At 72.5% G+C, this 20,112-nt stretch carries 17 protein-coding genes; 4 read left to right on the forward strand and 13 right to left on the reverse strand.

The features are described from left to right. Window positions 1–18 precede the first annotated feature (18 nt). Window positions 19–534, reverse strand: a complete 516-nt coding sequence (locus AAC944_RS13870; protein WP_030615015.1) for a hypothetical protein — start codon at window positions 532–534, stop codon at window positions 19–21. A 528-nt stretch (window positions 535–1,062) separates the two neighbouring features. Between AAC944_RS13870 and AAC944_RS13875 the strand changes: the two genes are divergently transcribed. Both AAC944_RS13875 and AAC944_RS13880 read left to right on the forward strand, forming a co-directional pair. Next, a complete protein-coding gene (locus AAC944_RS13875; protein WP_030615018.1) occupies window positions 1,063–1,968 on the forward strand; it encodes an SAM-dependent methyltransferase in 906 nt (301 codons plus the stop codon). Window position 1,969: 1 nt separating this feature from the next. Then, window positions 1,970–3,079 (forward strand): terpene synthase family protein, encoded by a 1,110-nt coding sequence (locus tag AAC944_RS13880; protein ID WP_030615021.1) that lies wholly within the window; start codon window positions 1,970–1,972, stop codon window positions 3,077–3,079. A gap of 99 nt (window positions 3,080–3,178) precedes the next feature. Here the strand turns inward: AAC944_RS13880 and AAC944_RS13885 are convergent, their stop codons facing one another. From AAC944_RS13885 to AAC944_RS13920, 8 genes are all read right to left on the reverse strand, one after another. Next, complete coding sequence (locus tag AAC944_RS13885; protein WP_030615024.1) at window positions 3,179–4,582, reverse strand: cytochrome P450; 1,404 nt, start codon at window positions 4,580–4,582, stop codon at window positions 3,179–3,181. Beyond that, window positions 4,579–5,259: a GTP-binding protein gene (locus AAC944_RS13890; protein WP_368397184.1), complete on the reverse strand. Its 681-nt coding sequence runs from the start codon at window positions 5,257–5,259 to the stop codon at window positions 4,579–4,581. The genes AAC944_RS13885 and AAC944_RS13890 overlap by 4 nt, the downstream gene beginning before the upstream one ends. Further along, complete coding sequence (locus AAC944_RS13895; RefSeq protein ID WP_030615028.1) at window positions 5,240–5,599, reverse strand: DUF742 domain-containing protein; 360 nt, start codon at window positions 5,597–5,599, stop codon at window positions 5,240–5,242. The genes AAC944_RS13890 and AAC944_RS13895 overlap by 20 nt, the downstream gene beginning before the upstream one ends. Beyond that, on the reverse strand, window positions 5,596–6,003 hold the full coding sequence (locus AAC944_RS13900; RefSeq protein WP_030615031.1) for a roadblock/LC7 domain-containing protein: 408 nt from the start codon (window positions 6,001–6,003) through the stop codon (window positions 5,596–5,598). Before AAC944_RS13900 ends, AAC944_RS13895 begins: the two co-directional genes overlap by 4 nt. Then, window positions 6,000–7,556 carry a sensor histidine kinase gene (locus AAC944_RS13905; RefSeq protein ID WP_030615034.1) on the reverse strand — a complete coding sequence of 519 codons (1,557 nt, stop codon included), beginning with the start codon at window positions 7,554–7,556 and terminating at the stop codon, window positions 6,000–6,002. Before AAC944_RS13905 ends, AAC944_RS13900 begins: the two co-directional genes overlap by 4 nt. Window positions 7,557–7,869: 313 nt before the next feature. Beyond that, window positions 7,870–9,024 carry a rod shape-determining protein gene (locus AAC944_RS13910; RefSeq protein WP_030615037.1) on the reverse strand — a complete coding sequence of 385 codons (1,155 nt, stop codon included), beginning with the start codon at window positions 9,022–9,024 and terminating at the stop codon, window positions 7,870–7,872. A gap of 191 nt (window positions 9,025–9,215) precedes the next feature. Further along, window positions 9,216–11,285: an FUSC family protein gene (locus tag AAC944_RS13915; RefSeq protein WP_030615040.1), complete on the reverse strand. Its 2,070-nt coding sequence runs from the start codon at window positions 11,283–11,285 to the stop codon at window positions 9,216–9,218. Between the two features lie 108 nt (window positions 11,286–11,393). After that, on the reverse strand, window positions 11,394–11,858 hold the full coding sequence (locus tag AAC944_RS13920; RefSeq protein ID WP_030615043.1) for a hypothetical protein: 465 nt from the start codon (window positions 11,856–11,858) through the stop codon (window positions 11,394–11,396). 34 nt (window positions 11,859–11,892) lie between these two features. Here AAC944_RS13920 and AAC944_RS13925 point away from each other — a divergent pair, with 34 nt between their 5' ends. Continuing rightward, window positions 11,893–12,237 carry a CysS/YqeB C-terminal domain-containing protein gene (locus AAC944_RS13925; RefSeq protein WP_030615057.1) on the forward strand — a complete coding sequence of 115 codons (345 nt, stop codon included), beginning with the start codon at window positions 11,893–11,895 and terminating at the stop codon, window positions 12,235–12,237. Between the two features lie 13 nt (window positions 12,238–12,250). Here AAC944_RS13925 and AAC944_RS13930 read toward each other — a convergent pair whose 3' ends face one another. From AAC944_RS13930 to AAC944_RS13940, 3 genes are read right to left on the reverse strand one after another with little or no spacing between them, the layout of a single operon-like run. Next, window positions 12,251–13,114, reverse strand: a complete 864-nt coding sequence (locus tag AAC944_RS13930) for an ABC transporter permease (RefSeq protein ID WP_030615059.1) — start codon at window positions 13,112–13,114, stop codon at window positions 12,251–12,253. Then, complete coding sequence (locus AAC944_RS13935; RefSeq protein WP_030615061.1) at window positions 13,111–15,816, reverse strand: CocE/NonD family hydrolase; 2,706 nt, start codon at window positions 15,814–15,816, stop codon at window positions 13,111–13,113. Before AAC944_RS13935 ends, AAC944_RS13930 begins: the two co-directional genes overlap by 4 nt. A 36-nt stretch (window positions 15,817–15,852) precedes the next feature. Continuing rightward, window positions 15,853–17,121, reverse strand: coding sequence for a hypothetical protein (locus tag AAC944_RS13940; protein WP_030615064.1), 1,269 nt, complete (start codon window positions 17,119–17,121; stop codon window positions 15,853–15,855). A gap of 157 nt (window positions 17,122–17,278) precedes the next feature. Here AAC944_RS13940 and AAC944_RS13945 point away from each other — a divergent pair, with 157 nt between their 5' ends. Beyond that, a complete protein-coding gene (locus tag AAC944_RS13945; RefSeq protein WP_030615068.1) occupies window positions 17,279–18,511 on the forward strand; it encodes a styrene monooxygenase/indole monooxygenase family protein in 1,233 nt (410 codons plus the stop codon). A gap of 82 nt (window positions 18,512–18,593) precedes the next feature. On the opposite strand, the gene AAC944_RS13950 is transcribed toward AAC944_RS13945, so the two are convergent. Beyond that, the gene (locus AAC944_RS13950; protein ID WP_030615071.1) at window positions 18,594–20,087 is read right to left on the reverse strand and encodes a CoA-acylating methylmalonate-semialdehyde dehydrogenase; all 1,494 of its coding nucleotides are present in this window, start codon (window positions 20,085–20,087) and stop codon (window positions 18,594–18,596) included. Window positions 20,088–20,112 lie beyond the last annotated feature (25 nt).

The raw sequence follows: 20,112 nt of genomic DNA on the forward strand, positions 1-20,112 counted from the left end.
CTGCCCCCGGCGCGCGCGTCACTTCCCGGGTGCCGCCTTGATGTCCGTGATCTGGCGGGTCTCCAGCGAGCTGCGGACCGCCAGCCGGGAGGTGCTCGGGTTGCTGCCCGAGTCCCAGGTCAGGGTGACGATCGTGTACGAGCTGCCGGTGCCGGAACCGTCGTAGCGGACGGACCACTTGACGGGGACGTTCTGCGCGCGCAGGACGCCGTCGGCGTGGTTCTTCTCCTCCCAGGTGGCGAGGCGCTTGCGCAGGTCGGCGCGGAGGTAGTGGTTCCGCAGCTCACCGGCGAGCCGGCCGTCCTCGTCGAAGACCGCGTCGATGTACGCGCCGTAGAAGTTCGCGACCCGGTCCACGGTCGATTGGGGGCTGCCGTCGCGTACCGGCTGGACCGCCGTCTGCGCCGCCGGCCGGACGGGCGGCGGTGCGATGGGGGCGCCGAAGGCCGGGATGGCGGCGGAGGCGGTGAGGAGCGCGGCGACGGCCGTACCGATGACGGCAGTACGGCGACGCGCGGGACGGGAGGTACGCATGGTGTTTCCTTCCCCCAGGATGAACGTTTGGTCCCTGAGTCCGTGGGTCCACGAGATAAGACACTCATATGCCTGGGAAGGGTTGTATTCGACCCGGTGTGTCTTCCTGGGTTCCCCGGGACGGCGTCCCTCAGTGTCCGCAGTCCGGCCGATTCGCTCACCAGTGCGATGCCGGAGTGGAGGCTTGTACCACAGCCAAACGATCTACGGAACCTGACGGGGCGACAAGTAGACGCTCACAGAAAGAGCGGAGCGGCGGATTGCCGCGTCATTACCTCCGCCCGCCGACACTTAGCGCGACACAAGAGTGCACGTCAATGCCCCCTTCGAGGGTTACTTCCCAGTCCGCCTGCCCCAGTTGAGGCGAGAATTCCGGTTCGTTTATGACGCTCATCACGCGAAGGGGGATTTTGGCTTGTACCTGATCAACTAGGGGCAGATCCTGTGCGCACTTGCGTGCAGGTCCCCACACCCCCTGGCCGGCCTCAGCATCTCGGCACCGGCCGGTTTCACGACCGGAGATGATTCATGGACAACAACCTCGTCATCGAAGACGCCGCGACCGCCGGCTTCGACGAGGCACAAGTTCCCCTGTATTACTCACGGAAGACCGCGGACATCCTGCATAAGTACGGCCCCGGTCCACGCATCCACTTCCACATGGGCATGTTCGAGGCGGGTGCCACGCCGAACACCACCGTCTCCCAACGCGTCATACGCCGCCGCCTCCTGGAGTCCCAGGAGGCCGTGCTGCACCACGCCGCCGCGTCCTGGGGTGTCCCTGCCGCGCCGCCCCGCGACCTCCTCGACATCGGCTGCGGCGTCGGCGGCGGAGCGATCTACTGGGCCCAGGAGTACGGCACCCTGGTCAAAGGGCTGACGGTCACCGGCGAACACGTCCCGATCATGCGGGACCTCGTCCGCCGGGCCGGCATGCAGAACCGCGTCACCGCCGCGCTCGGCGACATCCACGATTTGCGCGAACAGCACGCGTACGACGCGGCCGTCGCCATCGAGTCCTCCGGCTACATGGACCGCGAGCGGCTGTTCTCCGTCGTCGCCAAGGCGCTGCGACCCGGCGGCTGGTTCGGCATCCAGGAGCACTTCCTCTGCCGGCCGGAGTGGACCGACTTCATCGACGGCTACTACAAGACCCGGCTGGGCACCCTCACCGAGTACATCAACGCGGCGCACGCCGCCGGCTTCGAGCTGGAGCAGGACGAGGACATCACCGACCGGGTCGCGGAGTTCTGGGTGCAGTCCATGGCCTGGACCACCGCCGAACTGGAGAACGCCGACCGCACCGGGGTCCCCTCTCCCATCCGCCGTGAGCGCCTGATGGAGTCCGAGCGCACCCACGGCAAGCTCTTCCGCATATGGCGGGATCACGCTGTCGAGACCCGCCTGCTGCTCTTCCGTCTCGGGGACCGCTGACATGGCCACGATAACCGACCGCGGCCGCCCCTCGGCCATAGGCTGGCGGCTACCGCCGTTCTACTGCCCGGTCGAGCGCCGCACGGACCTGCACGCGCAGGCGGACCTGCTGGAGAAGCGGGCCGTCGAGTGGATCGACGCCTACGGCCTGTACCCCGACCACACCGAACGGGCCTGGGGACTCGCCACCCACAGCGCGGAGTTCACCTGCCGGATCATCCCGCGCGGCGCCGAGGACGCCATGCTGCTGTTCATCCAGTGGAACTACTGGGCGAACGCGGTGGACGACTGGCACGACTCCGGCTCCGACGCCACGGGCACCGCGAAGATCGTCGACCACAGCGCCAGGCTGATCCGCGCCCTGGAGTACCCCGGCTCCGCCATGCTGCCCTCCAACCCCCTGACACGGGCCCTGGAGGACCTGGTCACCCGGACCCGGGCGCTGCTCACCCCGTACCAGCTCATGCGGTTCATGGACGGCACCCGGGACTGGCTCTTCGGAGCGGGCTGGCAGACCTCCAACGCCGAGCGCGGCATCATGCCCTCCCTCAACGACTTCGCGGCCATGACCGTCTCGACCAACGGGACGCGCTTCACGCTCGCCTGGTGCGACGCGGCCAACGCCATCGATGTACCCCCGGACGTGCTGTACTCCGCACCCGTGCAGGCCCTCACCGACGCGGCCGGGTTCGTCGTCAGCAGCGACAACGACCTCTTCTCATACGCCAAGGAGGACCACCTCGACCAGCCCGAGCAGAACCTGATCAACGTCATCGCCCACGAGAAGGGCATCACCCCTCTGGAAGCCGTGCCGTACGCGGTAGGCATCCGGGACCGGGCGATGACACTGTTCCTGCGGCTGCGGGAGCAGCTGGGCCGGGACGCGGACCCGATGCTGGCGCGCTACCTCGAATCGCTCGGGGACTACGTGTCCGGCTGCATCATCTGGCAGAACGACGCGCCGCGCTACGCCAGCCCGCGCAACCGCAACCCGCTGCCGGTGCCCGGCGCTTCGTACCACGTCACCTACCGGGACACCCCCAGCGACCTGGCGACGGCTCCGCCTGCCATCCCGTCGATCACGTGGTGGTGGGACCAGCTGCGCGACTGAACCGCGCATGCCACCGACCGGTGTGCCTCGGCCGTACACCGGAACGGCCCGAGCCGGCCGTACGGTCTGCTCCGTACGGCCGGCTCGCGCGCCGGGCCTTCAGTGACCGCCGAACAGCCGGGCGAGGAAACCGCGCTGCGGACGGTTCCCGGCCGGTGCCGGGGCGGCCTGCCGCGCGGGCGCGGCGGCCGGCAGCGGCTCGGAGTGGCGCTGCGCGGGCAGCGCTTCCCCGGTGCCCGCCGCCTTCGCCCCGCCCACCGGACGCGGCGTGAAGACCACCGGCAGCTCGACCAGGTGCCGGGACATCAGCGAGGAGACGTACTGCAGCTCCTCGCCCGGGATCGCCAGCCGGATGTCCGGCAAGCGGTTGAGCAGCGTGTCGATGCCGGTGTCGGCGATGGCACGGCCGACGTCCTGACCCGGGCACTCGTGCGGGCCGCCACTGAACGCGAGGTGCGAGCGATTGCCGTGCACGGGGGTGGTGAGGTCGGGTCGGATCTCCGGGTCGACGTTGCCGGCTGCAAGGCCCAGCAGAAGCAGGTCACCCGCCTTGATCTCACGTCCGCCCAGGGTGGTGTCACCGGTGGCCCAGCGGCCCAGGATCGTGGTGAACGGCGGTTCGTCCCACAGCACCTGCTCCAGCGCGTCCGGCAGCGTCATGTGACCGCCGGACAGGCTGGCACGGAACCGGCTGTCGGTGAGGACCACCTTCAGGGTGTTCGCGATCAGGTTCGAGGTGCTTTCGAACGCGGCGATCAGAACCAGCCGCAGATGCTGGACGATCTCCTCGTCGGACAGCTGCGAGGGATGCTCGATCAGCCAGGTGGCGAGATCGTGCCCGGACTGCCCGCGGCGCCGCGCCACCAGGTCGCGCAACCCCGACATGACGTACTCGTTGCTGGCCACCGCGGTCTCGGTGCCCTTGATCATGTCGCGGGCCGCTTCCACGAGCCGCGGCCCGTACGACTCGGGCATGCCCACCAGCTGCGTCATCACCAGCATCGGCAGGTGCTCGGCGAACCGGGAGACCAGGTCGGCCTGGCCCGCGCCGGCGAACTCGTCGATCAGCTGGCGCGCGAAGCGGGTCACGTACCGGCGGATACCGCGCCGGTCGAAGCGGGCCAGCGACTCCGTGACCGCCGTGCGCAGCCGCTCGTGGTCCGAACCGTCGACGAAGTTGCACACCGGCTGCCAGGCGGTGACCGGGGTCAGCGGGTGGTCGGCCGGCACCTTGCCCTCGCGCAGGGCGCGCCAGCGGCGGGAGTCGCGCGAGAAGCGGGACGGGGTGCGGGCCACGTCGAGGTTCTCGCGGTGGCCGAGCACCAGCCAGGCCGGCAGGTCCCCCTGCAACAGCACCGGGGCCACAGTGCCGTGCTCCGCGCGCAGCTTCTCGTACAGGCCCATCGGGTCGGCCTCTGCCTCGGGCCCGTACAGCCGGCGGACGCCGTCGGGTCCCAGACCGTGCGCGGGGCAGCCCGGGGGCGGGGTGGGGGGCGTGGTCACGTTGCCTCCGAACTGACGGCGAGCTGGTGCAAGTAGTGCATGAGCGTCATCAGGACGTCGCGGCTGGAGGTGCGGAGCCGGGCGTCGCAGTCGACGATCGGGACCTCCGGGGGGAGGTCCAGGGCGCCGCGCAGTTCCTCGACGGGGTACTTCGGTGCCTCCGGGAAGGAGTTGACCGCGACGACGAAGGGCACGCCGCGCTCCTCAAGGCGGCCGATGACGTCGAAGCTGACCTCCAGGCGGCGGGTGTCGACCAGCACGACGGCGCCCAGTGCGCCGTCGAACAGGCCGTTCCACAGGAACCAGAAGCGCTGCTGGCCCGGGGTGCCGAAGAGGTACAGCACCAGTTCCTCGTTGAGGCTGATGCGCCCGAAGTCCATCGCGACGGTCGTGGAGGTCTTGCGTTCCACGCCCAGGGTGTCGTCGACGCCGACACCGGCCTGAGTCATCGTTTCTTCTGTGGTCAGCGGGCGGATCTCGCTGACCGCGCCCACCAGGGTCGTCTTGCCGACCCCGAAGCCGCCCACGATCACCACCTTGACCGCGGCCGTGGCCGAGTCCGGCAGCTCGTCCTCGCTCCGCGGCCCGGCGACCGGCTCCGCGGCGAGCGTCCGCCCGGCCACGGGCTGCCCGGCGAGCAGCTGGCCGGCAGTCGGCTCAGAGCTGTTGAAGTCCATGGATCACCGCCTCGATAAGGGAACGGTCCGGAAGTTCTGCGGGCGGTACGGGGGCACGTGCCACCACCCGCCCGTCGGCCAGCAGGTCACCCAGGAGCACGGTGACCACGCTGACCGGAAGCTTCAGGTAGGCGGAGAGTTCCGCCACCGACAGCGGGGAGTGGCACAGCCGCATGATCGCGGCGTGCTCGGGCTGCATGCCTGGTCTCGGCGCAGCCTTGGCCACGATCAGCGTGACCAGGTCGAGGGAGAAGGTGTGCGCGGCGCCGGTGCGCCCGCCGGTGATCACGTAGAGCCGCTCGGGGCTCTGGTCCTCCCAATCCTGGCCCGCTCCGCTCATGCGGCCGGTCCCTCGCCGCGCGGCGGGCTGCTGAGGTGCTCGCCGATCCGTGCCACGAGGTCGCGCATCTTCATCCCGATCAGCCCGGCGTCCACCCCTTCGTCGGCCAGCACCGCGAGGTAGGCGCCCGAACCGGCCGCCATCAAGTAGAAGAAGCCACCGTCCAGTTCGATGACGACCATGCGCATCTTGCCGTCACTGCGCGGGAATTCGGCGGAGACCGCGCCGGCCAGCGACTGCAGTCCGGCACAGGCGGCGGCCAGCCGGTCGGCGGTGTCGGTGTCCGTGCCGTACTGGGCCATCCGCAGGCCGTCCGAGGACAGCACGACGACGTTGCGGGTCTGCGGGACGCTCTCCGCCAGGTCCTTGAGCATCCAGTCCATGTTGGCCCGGTGCTGAATCATGGCAACTCACTCTTTTCCGACGACTCGTCACTCTTCGGCCCGGCGGCCCCGCCCGGTTCTCCGGAGAGGCCGCTCTGGAAGGCGGCCAGCCACATGCCGGGCTGCACCTCGGGGGCGGGCTCCGACGCGGAGGACCGGTGGTCTGCGGTGTCGGGGGCGGTGGGCGCCTGCGGCGCGGGCTGGGCCGGCGCGGTGGCGCGGGACTTGCGGCGCCGCTGCGGCAGCCCGTTGGCGGTCCGCTCGGTCACCACCGGTACGTCCTCCTGGGTCTCCTCGGCCCGGGGCAGCACCGCGGGCACCGAGGGCACGGGGCCGGTGGGCTGCCGCGGGAGCGTCGGGTGCTCGGTGCGCTCGCTCACCGGCCCGGAGGAGGCGCCGATGCCGTGCGCCCGGCCGGTGGCGGGCGCGGTGGTGATCAGATCCTGCGGCACGATCAGGACGGCGCGGACGCCGCCGTACGCCGAGGGGCGCAGGGACACCTGGAAGTCGTACGCCTGGGCCAGCCGGCCGACGACCGCGAGGCCGAGCCGCGGGGTCTCCCCCAGGTCGTTGACGTCGATGCCCTCCTGGGCCTGCTGGAGCATCCGCTCGGCGCGCTTGCGGGCCTCCTCGCTCATGCTGACGCCGCCGTCCTCGATCTCGACGGCGATGCCGGACTGCACCTCGACCGCGGTCAGGTGGACGCGGGTCTGCGGCGGGGAGTAGCGGGTGGCGTTGTCCAGCAGCTCGGCGAGCGCGTGGATGAGCGGTTCGACGGCCGTGCCGACGACCGCGACCTCCGAGACGGAGTGCAGCTCGACGCGCTGGTAGTCGATGATCCGGGACATCGCGCCGCGGAGCACGCTGAACAGCGGGACGGCGCGGCTCCACTGGCGGCCGGGGCGGGCGCCGCCCAGTACGGCGATGGAGTCGGCGAGGCGGCCGATCAGTGCGGTGCCGTGGTCCAGCCGCAGCAGGTCGCCGAAGACCTCGTGGTTCTGGCCGTGCCGGTCCTCCATGCCGCGCAGCTCCTGCGCCTGCTGGTGGACGATGGCCTGCACGCGGCGGGCGATGTTCACGAACGCGCGCTGGGCGGACTCGCGCAGGTCCTCCTCGGCGACGACCGCCTCCAGGACCGAACGCAGCACCGCCTGGTGGGCCGCGGCGAACTCGGGGGTCAGCCGGGCCTCGCCGGCCTCCTGCTCCAGCCGCTCCGTCATCGAGGCGAGTACGTCCTCGGGGAACTCCTCCTGACCGAGCCGGGTGACGACCTCGGGCAGCAGCTCGGCGGCGAGCCGTACGGTCGCGGCCTCCTGCCGGACGAGCACCTCGGCCTGCGTCCGGGAGTTCCGGCGGAGTTCCGCCAGGGCCCGGCCGCGGCGGGCGACCTCGGCGGAGAGGAGCGCCACCGCGACGGTGGCGACGCCTCCGGTCCACAGGACCGGCGTCAGCGCGTCGGAGGGGACCAGCACGGCGGCCACCACGGCGGCGATCACGGTGAGCGCCGCCGGCAGTATCCACACGAGCGCCGAAGCAGGTCGCAGGCCTCCGGGCGACGATCCTTCTCGAACCATCAGCACCCTCAACCAATCGAAAAAAGACGGGGAATCCTCGGGCGCAGCGGTGAGGGCAGCGTCGGCACGCACATCACCCGTGATAACTGCCCAGTACGCTGAGCCGGTCTCAGCATAACCGGACTTGATCACTCCTTGACGCCAGGTCATGTCGCCGCAGGTGAGGGGTGTTTCGGGTCGGTGAGCGGACATCTCCGTCCGAGTTCCGCACACCTCACGGCAGCCCGGACGACACCCCCTGTACGGCGCGCGGCGCGTCATCTTGCCGCGCGGGCAAGGGAGTTGACCGCGCGGCACCTCAACGGGCCGGATTTCAAAGGCGTACGGTCCGCCGCGGCTGCGTCCTGGCGTCCGCCAGCAGGCCGCTCATGGCGGCGAACTCGTCCACGCACCGGCCCGTGCCCGCCACGACGCAGTTCAGCGGGTCGTCGGCGACGACGACGGGCACGCCGGTCTCCCGCGCGAGCAGCCGGTCCAGGCCCCGCAGCAGCGCACCGCCGCCGGTGAGCGCGATGCCGTGCTCGATGACGTCACCGGACAGCTCGGGCGGGCAGGCGTCCAGGGTCTGGCGGACGGCCTGGACGATCGCGTCGACGGGCTCGGCGAGCGCCTGCCGGATCTCCTCCGCGGTGATCTCCTGGACCCGCGGCAGGCCGTTGACGTGGTCCCGGCCGCGGACGGTGCAGACGTCGAGGCGCACGGGCACCGTAGCCTCCGCGTCCGCGCCTCCCTCGTCCGCGCCCTCCTCGTCCGCGCCCTCGCCGGCGCCGTCGGCGGGCGGCCCCGGCACGCGGTCCTCCACCGGCGTCCACAGCGCCGAGCCGATCGCGATCTTGATGTCCTCGGCGGTGCGCTCCCCGATGTCCAGCGCATGCTTCTTCTTGACGTACGCCGTGATCGCCGCGTCCATCGCGTCGCCCGCGACCCGTACGGACCGGGCGGTGACCAGGCCGCCCAGCGAGACCACCGCGACCTCGGTCGTGCCGCCGCCGATGTCCACCACCATGCAGCCCACCGGCTCCGCGACCGGCAGCCCCGCCCCGATGGCCGCCGCCATCGGCTCCTCGATCAGCTGCACCTCGCGGGCGCCCGCGCGCCTGGCGGAGTCGACGACCGCGCGCCGCTCGACGCCGGTGATGCCCGACGGTACGCAGATCACCACCCGCGGCCGGGACAGCCGGCGCCCCGGCAGCGCCTTCTTCATCAGGCCCCGCAGCATCCGTTCGGCGGCTTCGAAGTCGGCGATCACGCCTTCCTGGAGCGGCCGCATCGCCGTGATGCCGGAGGGGGTGCGGCCGATGGTGCGCTTGGCCTCCGCGCCGACCGCGATGACGTCGCCCGCCGCGTTGACGGCGACCACGGACGGCTCGTCGAGCACCACGCCCTTGCCGCGGGCGTACACCAGGGTGTTGGCGGTGCCCAGGTCGATGCCTATGTCGTACGTACCGCCGGAGGAAGTGCTGGCCATGAGGAGTTCGCTCGCTCGCTTTCGGCTCGGACTGCGGGTACGCCCGTGGCGCGGCGCACGGATTCCCCCCGACATCGCGCCCCAGACGGCAGCAATGACGTCAATAACGGGCGATTACCTACCCTACCGGCGACGCATAATTGCGCAGCGCGCGGCCCGGTGACGGACCCGCGTTCGACGCCGGCTCCGGTTCAGCGCCGGGTCCGGTTCAGCGCCTGCGCGAGATCGTCCAGCGAGTCCACCAGCAGGCCCGCCGCGCGCAGCGCCACCCCCTGTCCCCCGCTCTCCGCCTCCCACTGCGCCAGCCGTGCCCGCAGCTCGCCCCAGTCCATGTCGCCGCCCTCCCTGACGGCCTCGGACGCGCGTTCCACGGCGGGCCCCAGCTCGGCGGCGAACGCCCCGGCACCGGGGGACGGTTCGGCGTCGGGCCCGGGCAGATGGGCCTCCATCAGCATGGTGACCCGGCCCATCGTGTTCAGGGCCGTCTCGGCGTCCTGCTCGGCGGCCTCCGAGAGCCCGCGGTGCCGGACGGGCTCCTTGCCGGCCCGCTCCCCGCTCTTCACCCAGGCCACGCGCGCGGCCCGCAGGTCGAGCAGGGCCTCACGCACCCGGCGCGGCCGGCGGTCGGCGGGCCGCGCGTAGATCTCCAGGACGGCGGTGGCGTACCGGCCGCCGGCCTGCAGCCAGTCCGCCAGCCGTGCGCGCAGCCGCGAGGTCTCCCAGGCCGGGAAGAGCGCGTACGAGAGGGTCGCCAGCACCCCGCCGAGCAGGGTGAGGACCACCCGCTCCTGGACGGTCTGCTCCCAGCCGGCGCCCGCGATGCCGAGCAGGAAGACGACGTAGGCGGCGACGCAGGCGGAGGTGACCGCGACGCCGGTGCGCAGCAGCAGGTACATCAGGAAGATGCAGACGACGGCCAGGCCCGCGTCGACGTACGGGCCGGGATGGAACAGCGCGAGCACGCCGCCGCCGACGGCGACGCCGAAGAGGGTGCCGATGAAACGGGCGATGCCGCGCTGGTAGGTCTGCGCGAAGTCCGGCCGCATGATCATCACGGAGGCGAGCGCCGCCCAGTAGCCGTGCCCGAACGGCAGTGCCGTGCCGATGAGGTAGCCGACCGCGGCGACCGCCGCGACCCGCAGCGCGTGCCGCAGGACGAACGAGGACCAGCGCAGCTCCCGCCGTACGGCCCGCAGGACGACCGGGACCTGACGGTGGACGGCGGGGCGCAGCAGGTGGGGGCGGTCGCCGTCGGTGACGGGCCCGGTCGGCTCGACCGGTTCGTCGGCGGCCTCGACCGCGTCGGCCAGCAGGCTCAGCAGCCGGGTCGCCGAGCGGCGCGCCGGACCGGTCAGCAGGTCGCCGGTGGCCAGCACCTCCAGGGCGTCCATCACCTCGGAGGGAAGCCGGACCGGCCGGGCGTGCCGGATGGCGGAGGCCACCGCGTCCAGCACGGTGGCGGCGGCGCCGAGCAGTTCGCGTACGCGGTCCCGCTCGGGGCCTTCCATGGGGGCGCCGACGACCGGGTCGGCGAGCGAGGCGAGGACGGGGCGTACCTGTTCGGCGAGGGTGCGCGGGCCGTGCAGCTGCGCCGGCCGGCGCCGGGCCTGACGGGGCGTGACCCGGGAGGCGAGCCGGGCGTCCATCAGGGGCTGCGGGTCGAAGGGCGCCACCGGGTCGTGGCGCAGCCGGCGCGCGTAGTCGGCCTCGGCGGCGAGCGCGTCGGCCAGCGTGTCCCGCTGCCGCCCCCAGCGGCGGACCGGGAAGAGCACGATGAGCGCGGCCTGCACGCAGCCGCCGACCGCGATCAGCGCGGCGTGTTCCAGCGCGCCCAGTACGGAGGTGGGCAGGGTGACGGTCACCAGCATCACGGCGACCGTCTGGGTGCCGATCAGTCCGGAGACCGGGCCCACCGCCCAGCACAGCCCGGCGAGCAGGGTCCAGGCGCCGAGCAGCAGGACGAAGAGCACGGTGTGCGCCGCGGCGAGGTAGCCGAGGAAGGTGGAGACCGACAGGCCGCCCGCGACGGCCAGGGCCAGCAGCGGGCGCGGCCGCCAGCTGCGCTGGAAGGTGGCGAGCGCGGCGGAGAAGGCCCCGAAGGCGGCGGAGACGGCGAGCATCGGGGAGCCCAGCCACAGGCAGCCCCCGATGACGAGTGCGACGCCCGCCGCGCCGCGGACCGCGATGAGCGGGGTCAGTTCGGCCCGTTCGACACTCAGTCCGGAGCGGGCGGTCTGCTTGAGCGCGCTCGTCCAGGTCATAACGAGAGAATACGTGGCGGATAACCGGAAAACGGGCGGCTGACCGCGTGCGGCACCTCCGTACCGGCCGCCCCCGAATGCGGGCCGGTACGGAGGAAGGCGCGGCCGTCAGCCGCGGCCCGGGCTGCAGTCGATCTGGATGAGCTTGATCGGCTTCCTCGCGTCCAGGCCGACGTACGCGGTGAAGTGCTGATCCGGGCCGCGGTTCCACTTCGTGGTCACCGTCGCCCAGCCGACGCCGGCGGACTGCGCCGTGGTCACCCGGCCGATGGCGATGTCGCGCGGGTTGTTCTGGGCGCAGAGCAGGACGTCGTACTTCTTGTTCTTCTGGGCGCGCTTCTTGAGGTCGTCGCCGACCATGTGCACCCGCTCCCACTGGCGGGGGCCGTGGTTGCCGTAGAACCCCTGCAGGAAGTGGTGGACCTGCTCGGCGTTGTAGCGAGCCGGCGCCTTCTGCTCGCCGGCCGCGGGCGTGGACGCGGCGGGCGCCGACGCGGCGAGGGTCAGGCCGCCGCCGAGCAGGGCGGCGCAGAGCGCGGAGACGGAGATGGCACGCGAACTCTTACGGATCATCGGATGTCCTCTTCTTCCGGAATTCATCCGCATTATGCGGACCTCACCCGAGCAGACCCGCCGCGCCGCGCGAGGGTTGCACGACCGGCGGCGCAAGCACCCGCCCGGCCCAACCGGGCTCCCGTACGCCACCACCGGAGGCGGACCGCCGGAGGGGGCCCGCCTGCCGGCGGCGGCCGTCCTCCAGACCGACCGGGGCGAGGAGTTCGCCCGGCTGGTCGACGCCGCCTACCTGAGCGCGGGCGAGGACGGCTTCGATGCCGCGGAGCACGCCGCCCAGCTGCGCGAGGAACTGGCCGCGCTGGGCATCGTCGTCCGCGAGGAGAAGAAGCAGCAGTACGTCCGACGCGCTCAGGGTGTCCCGGAGCCGGAAGCCTGAGCGTCCGGGTCCGTCACGACACCACGTCCTTGGTCCGGAAGCCGCGGAACGCCAGCGCGAAGAGGACCAGCGCGTAGGAGACCGAGACGGCCGCGCCCTGTGCCATGCCGGTCCACTCCAGCTGCGGCTGGAGCGCGTCCACCCAGGCGAACTGCCAGTGGGCCGGCAGCACGTCGCGCCAGTTGCCGAGCGCGGTGACCTGGTCCAGGACGTTGCCGACGATGGTGAGGCCGACCGCGCCGCCGACCGCGCCCAGCGGCGCGTCCGTCACCGTCGACAGCCAGAACGCCAGCGCGGCGGTCACCAGCTGGGAGACGAAGAGGTACGCGACGACCAGCGCCAGCCGCGGCACCGCGTCGCCGGCCGGCAGCACCCCGCCGCCCGGCAGCCGCAGCCCGTCCCAGCCGTACGCGTACGTGCCCACGGCCAGCGCGACCAGCGGCAGCAGCACCATCGCCGCCGCGCTGAACAGCAACGCCACGGTCAGCTTGCTCAGCAGCAGCCGGGTCCGCGGCACGGGCGCGGCCAGCAGGTACCGCAGCGAGGACCAGCTCGCCTCCGAGGCGACCGTGTCGCCGAAGAACAGCGCGACCGGCACCACCAGCAGGAAGCCGGCCGAGACGAACAGCGCGGTGGCCGCGAAGTTGGCGGCCGAGGCGGTCGCGGTGTCCATCAGGTTGACCCGGCTGTTCCGCCCGGCCGGGTCGCCGCCGATGGCGAAGGCCACGGCCAGCACGAACGGCAGCGCGGCCAGCACCACACCGACCACCAGCGTGCGGCGCCGCTTCAGCTGGCGCAGCGCCTCGACGCGCAGCGGCAGGGTGCGGCCCGCGCGGTAGCCGGCCGCGGGCCCGGCCGGGTGTGCGGCGGTACTCATCGGTCCCCTCCGATCAGGGTGAGGAAGGCGTCCTCCAGGCGGCGGTGCGGCCCGACGCGCTCCACCGGCACGTCCAGCCGGAGGAGCTCGGCGAGCAGCTCCGGGGTGCCGGCGGTGCCGTCGAGGCGGACGAGCAGCCCGTCGTCACCGCCCGCGGCCGAGGCGACGAACGGCAGCGCGGCCACCTTCTCCACCACCCCGTCCGGTACCGGTCCGGCCGTGCCGACCAGCAGCGTGTCGCCGGTCCCGACGATCTCGGCGACCGGCCCGGCCTGCACCAGCCGGCCGCGGTCCATGACGACCAGATGCGTACAGGTCTGCTCGACCTCGGCCAGCAGATGGCTGGAGACGATCACGGTCCGCCCCGCGGCCGCGTAACGGGTCATCACGTCCCGCATCTCGCGGATCTGCGGCGGGTCCAGACCGTTGGTGGGCTCGTCCAGGATGAGCAGGTCCGGCAGGCCGAGCATGGCCTGTGCGATGGCCAGCCGCTGCCGCATGCCCTGGGAGTAGGTACGGACGGCGCGCTGCAGCGCCTCCCCGAGGCCCGCGATCTCCAGCGCCTCGTCGATGTGCGCGTCCTCGGCGGGGCGGCCGGTGGCCCGCCAGTACAGGTCCAAATTCTCCCGGCCCGTCAGATGCGGCAGGAAGCCCGCGCCCTCGACGAACGCGCCCACCCGGGAGAGCACCGGGGCGCCCGGCCGTACCGCGTGGCCGAAGACCCGGATCTCGCCCTCGTCCGGCGTGATCAGTCCCATCAGCATCCGCAGCGTGGTGGTCTTGCCCGCGCCGTTCGGCCCGAGCAGTCCGAGCACCTGGCCGCGCTCGACGCCGAAGGACAGGTCCCGTACGGCGTACCGGTCCACGGCGCCCGCGTACTTCTTCGTCAGGCCGGTGATCCGCAGCGGCACGTCCGCCAGGCCGTGGTCGGGCGCGGGCGGCGTCGTGCGGCGCCGCCCGGTCAGCAGCAGCAGGGCTGCGACCAGTAGGGCCGCGAGCGGCAGGCCCCACACCCACCAGGGCAGCGAGGTGGCCGCGGTGTGCACGCCGGGCGCGGTCGGCACGCTCAGCGCGTTCTTCCCGGCGAGCGCGACCTTGTGGACGGCGGGCTCGGCGGGCGACGCGTACGCCATGTCGGTGGCGGAGACCACCAGCCGCATCTGGTGCCCGGCCGCGAACTCGTGGTCGATGGCCGGGAGCCGGACGGAGACCGTACGGCCGTCCTTCGCGTCCGTCACCCGCAGCGGCGTGACGAGCTGGTGCGGCAGCAGCTGGCTGCGCCCGTCCGGCCCGACGTCGTAGACCTTGGCGAACAGCACGGCCTCGTCGTGGTCGCTGGTCACCCGCAGCTTCGCCGTCGGCGAGCCGGTGACCCGCACCGGGCTCTTCAGCGGCGCGGACTCGAACCGGGCGTACTGGCCGGGGAAGTCCAGCGACGGGCCGTTGCCCAGCGCGCTCAGGCCGCCCAGCGCGGCGCCGATGCCGGGGACGGAGGAGATGGCGGGCGGGTCGCCGCCCGCGGGATTGGCGAGCACCTGCTCGCGGCCGGCCAGCGGCACGGACCGCGGGTCGCCGCGCAGGCCCGGGTAGCTGTCGCCGCTCGCGCCGCGCAGCCGCGAGGTGCCGTCGGCGGTGTCCATGCCCCCGGTACGGCTGATCCGGAACGCCGGTCCGGTGTCGGTGCCGCGCTCACCCTTCAGGTAGCGCGCGAACCACGCTTCCGTACGGGCCAGGACGCGGGCCTCCTCGCGGTCGCCGCCGTCGTGGCCGCCCTCGATCCAGTCCACCGCGACCGGCGCGCCGTTCTTCTTCAGCGCCCTGGCCATCTCGTCGGACTGGTCGAGCGGGAACAGCGAGTCGGACTGGCCCTGGGCGATCAGGGTGGGGACCTTGATGCGGTCCGCGACGGCCTGCGGGCTGCGCCGCTCCAGCATCTTCCGGGCCGCGGCGTCCGGGCGGCCGGAGACCGCCACCCGCTCGTACATCTCGCACAGCTGCGCCTCGAAGCGGTTGCAGGCGACGCCGCGCGCGGGGTTGGGCACGGAGGTGGTGACGGGGGCCGAGCCGGTGGTGAAGAAGTAACCGGCCCACAGCTTCTTGAACACGCCGTCGGGGAAGAGCGCGTCGGCGAGGTTCCAGTACGTGATCTGCGGGGCGATGGCGTCCACGCGGCGGTCGTGGCCTGCCGTGAGCAACGCGACGGCGCCGCCGTACGAGGCGCCGGTCATCCCGACGCGTGGGTCGCCGGGCTTGTCCAGCTGCACGTCGGGACGTTTCGCCAGCCAGTCGATGAGCCCGCTGACGTCGGCGACCTCACCCTCCGGGTCGTTCAGCCCGATCTTGCCGGTGGAGTGTCCGAAGCCGCGCGCCGACCAGGTGAGGACGGCGTACCCGTCCCGCGCGAGCTGCTGCGCCTGGCCCTTGGCCGCGGCCTTGCTCGCGCCGAAGCCGTGGCCGACCAGCACGGCGGGGCGACGGCCCCGCACCGCCGTACTGGTGAAGTAGGACGTGTCGATCCGGACGGTGGACTTGCTGCCGGGCTTCTCGGGCAGCGTCAGGACGTGGTCCTCGCGGTGCACCGCGGGGGCCGCGTCGTCGGACGCGGCGACGGCCGCCCATGAGCCGCCGCCGAGCAGGACGCCCAGCACGGCCACGAGCGCGACCAGTCGCCGGCCGCGCGGCCGGGGAACCTTTACAGCCATGCGGTCACCCTACGGGGACCGTAGGTGAAGTCCCGGTCAGCTCTGCGGCGGCCCGAAACCGCCACCCGGCGGAACGGGCGGAACGGGCCCGGCGGGCGGAGCCGGCGGTGCGCCGTACGGCATGGCCGGAGCCTGCGGGGGTACCGGAGGGGCCTGCGGAGGCATCGGCGGGGCCTGCGGGGGCATGGCGGGCGGACCATAGCCGGGCTGCGGCTGCACCGGCGGCGCGTAACCGGGCTGCGGCTGCGGCGGTCCGTAACCGGGCTGCGGGTGACCGGGCGCGCCGAACGGCGGCATGCCGGGGGCACCGTACGGCGCCGCACCGGGCATTCCGTGCATGCCCGGCTGCGCCGGCGGGAACCACTCCTCGGCGACGGGCTCGCCCCGGCGGCCCATCATGACCAGGAGCACGACCGAGCCGGCGAGTTCGAGTACGACCTGGCTGTGGCTCAGCAGCACGGGAAAGGCCGGGCCCTGCTCGACCTTGAAGAAGATGCCGAACCGCAGCAGGGACACGGCGGTGAACAGCGTGAGGGGCAGCAGTGCGGACGCCACCCCCAGCGCGAGGCCGCGTGCGGACACCGCGCGCATGAGGCAGAGCACCGCGGCGACCGTAGCCAGCACGAGGAGGACGACGGAGTTCCAGCCGGAGGAGACGCTCATCAGCGCGGGCAGGCTGCCATGACCGAGGTAGAACACCTCCAGCATGAAGGGCTCGTACTGCGTGAGCGTGTAGACGTTCCAGACGGCGCTGCACAGCGCGAGGACGCCGAGCACCACCGCGCCGGTCACCGCCGCCGTCCTCGCCGGACGCATCGGCGGGTCGCTGGGCCGGCGGGTGGGCCAGCTCCGCATCCCGGAGAGGAGCACCACGCCGCACGCGGCGGAGAGCAGGATGACGAAGGCGCTGACGATGAGGACGGCCTCGAAGAGGCTGCTGCTGTTGTCCACTTCGCCGAGGAACCAGCGGTTGTCACTGGTGTGCTGGCCGGTGCTGATGAAGACCTGAAGTGAGGAGGTGAACGTCAGCGTCGTCGCCGTGGCCAGGAGGCCGCCGGCCGCCCGGGCCGCGGTGAACGCCGCCCAGACCGCGGCGGTCTGCACGATCGCGAGCATAAGGGTGTAGAGGTCGGTCGCCATGACCGTGCCCCGCGATCCGATGCCCGTCCAGGCGTCCCAGAGCCCTCCGACGCCGTGCTCCGCGATGTCGATCGCCATCCATGTGGCGCTGTTCAGCAGGAAGAGTGTGCAGAACACCCCCGCGGTGATGCGCGCCCCCGTGCTGAGGACCGTACTGTGCGGCATCTCGCCCCCGTCTTTCCTTCTTGTCGTGCCGTGCGTGCCGTACCGCGATCATCGCTGTACCGCGCACGCACCGTAGCGGATCTGTACACCGCGCGCGCACCGCCAGTACAACTGAAGGAAGGGTCCGGCGCCGCACCGGGCCGCGGGGGGAGGCGGCATGCGATCCATCGCGATCGTCGGAGCCGGGCAGGCAGGGCTGCAGCTCGCGCACGGTCTGCTCGCCGAGGGGTACGACGTGACCGTCGTCGCGGACCGCACGCCGGAGCAGATCCGCTCCGGCCGGGTGATGTCGACACAGCTCATGTTCGGTCCGGCACTGGGCCTCGAACGGGCGGCGGGACTGAACGCCTGGGACGGCAAGGCCCCCGGCATCACGGCGCTGCAGGCCACCGTCTGGGACCCGCCGGGCACGGTCGCGCTGCGGTTCACCGGACGCCTGGACGAGGAGGCCCAGTCCGTCGACCAGCGGGTGAAGATGGCCGACTGGCTCGACCTGTACGAGGCACGCGGCGGACGGGTGGAGTACGGCGCGGCCGACGTCCGGCGGCTGGCCGCGCTGGCCGGCTCGCACGACCTGACCCTGGTGGCCGCGGGCCGCGGCGACCTCGCCCGGCTCTTCCCGCGGGACGGCGCGCGCTCCCCGTACGACCGGCCGCAGCGCACCCTGGCCTGCATCTACCTGCACGGCGTCGGGCACCCGCCGGAGTACCCCGCGCCGTACGCCCGCTCCCACCTCGCGCCCGGCACCGGTGAGGTGTTCGTGATCCCCGCGCTCACCACGGGCGGCCTGTGCGACATCGTGTTCTTCGAGGGGGTGCCGGGCGGCCCCTTCGACTGCTGGCAGGACCGCCCCGGCCCGGCCGGCTGCCTCACGCGCACGCTGGACCTGCTGCGGCGGTACGCGCCGGTGGAGTACGAGCTGTGCCGGAACGCCGAGCCGACCGACGCGCGCTGCACGCTCTACGGCGCGGTCACGCCGACGGTGCGGCGCCCGGTCGCCGAGGTGGCGACGGGCCGCCACGTCCTGGGGATGGCGGACACGGTCGTCGTCAACGACCCGGTCACCGGACAGGGTTCGAACAACGCGGCCCGCTGCGCCGCCCGTTACCTCCGCGCGATCAGGGAGCGCGGCAGCGCGCCCTTCGACCGGGCCTGGATGGAGTGGACCTTCGAGACCTTCTGGGACCACGCGCAGTACGCGACGGAGTTCACCAACGCCATGCTCCAGCCGCCCCCGGAGCATGTGCAGCGGCTGCTGGCGGCCGCCGCCCGCTGCCCGGCCGTCGCGCACCGCTTCATCAACGGCTACGCCGACCCCGCCGACTTCCGCCACTGGCTCACCGACCCGGAGGCGGCGGCCGCCTACCTGGCGGAGATCCGGGCACCGTGACGGACGGTGTGTGACACGCCCCTGCCGGTCCGCACCGGCAGGGGCCGTCAGCGATCCCCCGCTTCCTCCCGGCCCCCGGGCGTCAGCTGTTGCTGGGGAAGCCCAGGTTGATGCCGCCGTCGGAGGGGTCCGGCCAGCGGGTGGTGACGACCTTGCCGCGGGTGTAGAAGTGCACGCCGTCGTTGCCGTAGATGTGGTGGTCGCCGAAGAGCGAGTCCTTCCAGCCGCCGAAGGAGTGGTAGCCCACCGGCACCGGGATCGGCACGTTCACGCCGACCATGCCGGCCTCGACCTCCAGCTGGAAGCGGCGGGCCGCACCGCCGTCCCGGGTGAAGATGGCGGTGCCGTTGCCCCACGGCGAGTTGTTCATCAGGGCGATGGCCTCGTCGTACGTCTCGACGCGGACGACGGAGAGCACCGGGCCGAAGATCTCGTCGCGGTAGCAGTCCATCTCGGGCGTGACGTGGTCCAGCAGCGAGACGCCGATCCAGTGGCCGTCCTCGTGGCCCTCGACCGTGAAGCCGGTGCCGTCGAGCGCGACGGTCGCACCCTGCGCCGCGGCACCGGTCACGTACGAGGCGACCTTGTCGCGGTGCACCTTGGTGATCAGCGGGCCCATCTCGGAGGCCGGGTCGTCACCGGGGCCGATGCGCAGCGCGGCGGCCCGCTCCTTGACCTTCTCGATCAGCGGGTCGGCCGTGTCACCGACCGCGACCACGACGGAGATCGCCATGCAGCGCTCGCCCGCCGAGCCGTACGCCGCGTTGATCGCGGAGTCGGCCGCCAGGTCCAGGTCGGCGTCCGGCAGCACCAGCATGTGGTTCTTCGCGCCGCCCAGCGCCTGCACACGCTTGCCGTTGGCGGTGCCGGTGGTGTGGATGTACTTGGCGATCGGGGTGGAGCCGACGAAGGAGACCGCGGCGATGTCCGGGTGCTCCAGGATGCGGTCCACGGCGGTCTTGTCGCCGTTGACGACGTTCAGCACGCCGTCCGGCAGGCCCGCCTCGGCGGCCAGCTCGGCCAGCTTGAACGCGGCCGAGGGCACCTTCTCGCTGGGCTTGAGGACGAAGGTGTTGCCGCAGGCGATGGCGAGGGGGAACATCCACATCGGCACCATCGCGGGGAAGTTGAACGGCGTGATGCCGGCGACCACGCCCAGCGACTGGCGGATGGAGGAGACGTCCACGCGGGTGGAGACCTGGGTGGACAGCTCGCCCTTGAGCTTCTCGGAGATGCCGCAGGCCAGCTCGACGATCTCCAGGCCGCGGGCCACCTCGCCGAGGGCGTCGGAGTGCACCTTGCCGTGCTCGGCGGTGATCAGCCGCGCGATCTCCTCGCGGTGCGCGTCGACCAGCTCGCGGTACTTGAAGAGGACCGCGGTGCGCTTGGCGAGCGAGCTGGTGCCCCAGGTCCGGAAGGCCTCCTTGGCCGCGGCGACCGCGGTGTCGACCTCGTCGACGGAGGCGAACGGGACCTGCTTCTCCTGAGCGCCGGTGGCGGGGTTGTAGACCGGACCGAAGTTGCCGGAGGTGCCCTCGACGGGCTTGCCGCCGATCCAGTGGCTGAGGGTCTTCATGTGCGGGCCTTTCTGGGGACGAAAG

The sequence above is a fragment of the Streptomyces sclerotialus genome (genome assembly GCF_040907265.1).
GTDB classification, from domain to species: domain Bacteria; phylum Actinomycetota; class Actinomycetes; order Streptomycetales; family Streptomycetaceae; genus Streptomyces; species Streptomyces sclerotialus.